Consider the following 2,219-nt stretch of genomic DNA (forward strand, 5'->3'; position numbering starts at 1 on the left):
GTAAGCGTCCGGCAATCCCATCTTGAGATAGACCCAGTGTCGAGGCATCGTGTGCACGATGAACATCACGCACACTATGGCGAACGACACGATCGCCCAGCGCCCCAAGCGGCACTACTACTCCCCGGAACTTAAAGGCCAGATCGTGGCCGAATGCCAGGTCTCCGGCGCGTCAGTGGCCGGCGTAGCGCTTGCACACGGAATCAACGCCAACATCGTTCATCGCTGGATGCGCGAGCAAGCAGACTCCCTGTTGCCAGCGCCCCGGAATGAGTTCGTTGCGCTGAATCTGCCTCCACCAGTTGAACAGCTCCCAGCAACCGAGACCAGCTCGCCGCCCGTGTCGCGTGCGATTCGCGTTGATGTTCGGCGCAGCGCCAGCGTAGTCACCGTGAACTGGCCCCTGGAAGATGCAGCGTCATGTGCAGCGTGGCTGCGCGACTGGCTCCGATGATCCGCATTGATGCGCTGTGGCTCTCCACCGAGCCGCTGGACATGCGAGCAGGCACCGAGACGGCGCTCGCCCGGGTAGTGGCTGTCTTTGGCGCAGCGCGCCCACACCACGCCTATCTGTTCGCCAATCGACGAGCCAACCGCATGAAGGTGCTGGTGCACGACGGCATCGGTGTCTGGCTGGCGGCCCGGCGCCTGAATAGCGGCAAGTTCGTCTGGCCGCGCGATGCCGCCACCACCGCCACACTCAGCCGAACGCAGTTCGATGCGCTCGTGCTGGGCCTGCCCTGGAAGAACGTCGGCGAGGCTGGAGTCATCACTGTACTTTGAGTGCTCCGGTCGTTGGCCAGGCAATCAGCGCTTGCACCGATGCGCGAATGTGATGTTAGCCGCATCATCTTCTCCCGTGATCACCGCAGACCACCTTGACACCCTGGAGCCGCAGCAGATGCGAGCGGCCCTGCTGTCGTTGATGGGTGAGCTGGCCGAGCGAGACGGCGTGATCGCACGCCAGGGCCAAGAGGCGGTCTTCAAGCAGGCGCAGATCGACAAGCTCACGCACGAGAACGCACTGCTCAAGCGCATGAAGTTCGCCGCACAGTCGGAGCGCTTCAGCGCCGAGCAGAAGAGCCTGCTCGATGAATCGCTGGATGAGGACCTGCAGGCGGTGGCCGATGAGATCGAGCAGGCCACGCCGCCAGTGGCAGGCCGCCAAGACAAGCAAGTCCCCAAACGCGCACCCCTGCCGGCCAACCTGTCGCGGCGCGAGATCCGCCACGAGCCCGAGTCCACCACCTGCGCCTGCGGTTGCCAGATGAAGCGCATCGGCGAGGACGTGGCCGAGAAGCTGGACTACGCGCCCGGCGTGTTCACGGTGGAGCGCCACATCCGGGGCAAGTGGGCCTGTGCCCAGTGCGAGACGATTCACCAGGTGCCTGTCGATCCTCACATCATCGACAAAGGCATCCCTACCACTGGGCTACTGGCGCAAGTGCTGGTGGCCAAGTACGCCGACCACCTGCCGCTGTACCGCCAGGAAGCGATCTTCGGCCGCGCCGGCCTAGCCATCCCCCGCTCCACGCTGGCGCAATGGGTGGGCTCGTGTGGCGTGCAGTTGCAGCCACTGGTTGACGCCATGAGGACAGAGCTGCTGCAGCGCCGCGTGCTGCATGCCGACGAGACGCCGGTGTCCATGCTCAAGCCGGGCAACGGCAAGGCGCACCGGGCGTACCTATGGGCCTATGCCACGGGCGCCTTCGAGAACATCAAGGCGGTCGTCTACGACTTCTGCGAATCGCGCTCGGGCGAACACGCCCGGCGCTTCCTGGGCGACTGGAGAGGCAGCCTCACCTGTGACGACTTCAGCGGCTACAAGGCCTTGATCGCAAGTGGTGTGACCGAGGTCGGCTGCCTGGCGCACGCGCGGCGCAAGTTCTTCGATTTGCACGCGGCGAACCAAAGCCAGATCGCCGAGGTCGCGCTGCAGCAGTTCGCGCGGGTCTACGAGATCGAGCGTGAGGTCAAGGAGATTGCGACCGATCAGCGCCAAACCATCCGGCAACAACAAACGAAGCCGCTGCTTGATGCCTTGCACCAGTGGATGGTGCTGCAACGCCAGAAGGTGCCGGAAGGCTCGGCAAGCGCCAAAGCGCTGGACTACAGCTTGCGGCGCTGGGAGGCTTTGACCCGGTTCGTCGATGACGGACAGCTGCCCGTGGACAACAACTGGATCGAGAACCAGATTCGGCCGATTGCCATTGGCCGCA

The 2,219-nt window shown here is 64.3% G+C and carries 3 protein-coding genes; all 3 read left to right on the top strand.

Annotated elements, in window-relative coordinates:
* Positions 1 to 58 precede the first annotated feature (58 nt).
* Positions 59 to 454 carry an IS66-like element accessory protein TnpA gene (gene tnpA / locus ACO2Q9_RS20610; protein WP_006217728.1) on the top strand — a complete coding sequence of 132 codons (396 nt, stop codon included), beginning with the start codon at positions 59 to 61 and terminating at the stop codon, positions 452 to 454.
* Positions 451 to 783, top strand: coding sequence for an IS66 family insertion sequence element accessory protein TnpB (gene tnpB, locus ACO2Q9_RS20615; RefSeq protein ID WP_003121550.1), 333 nt, complete (start codon positions 451 to 453; stop codon positions 781 to 783). Before tnpA ends, tnpB begins: the two co-directional genes overlap by 4 nt.
* A 76-nt stretch (positions 784 to 859) precedes the next feature.
* A partial coding sequence (gene tnpC, locus ACO2Q9_RS20620) for an IS66 family transposase (protein WP_423314216.1) occupies positions 860 to 2,219 on the top strand: 1,360 nt, incomplete at its 3' end.

This window comes from Variovorax sp. VNK109 (assembly GCF_049445855.1).
Taxonomy (GTDB): Bacteria; Pseudomonadota; Gammaproteobacteria; order Burkholderiales; family Burkholderiaceae_C; genus JAGOCV01.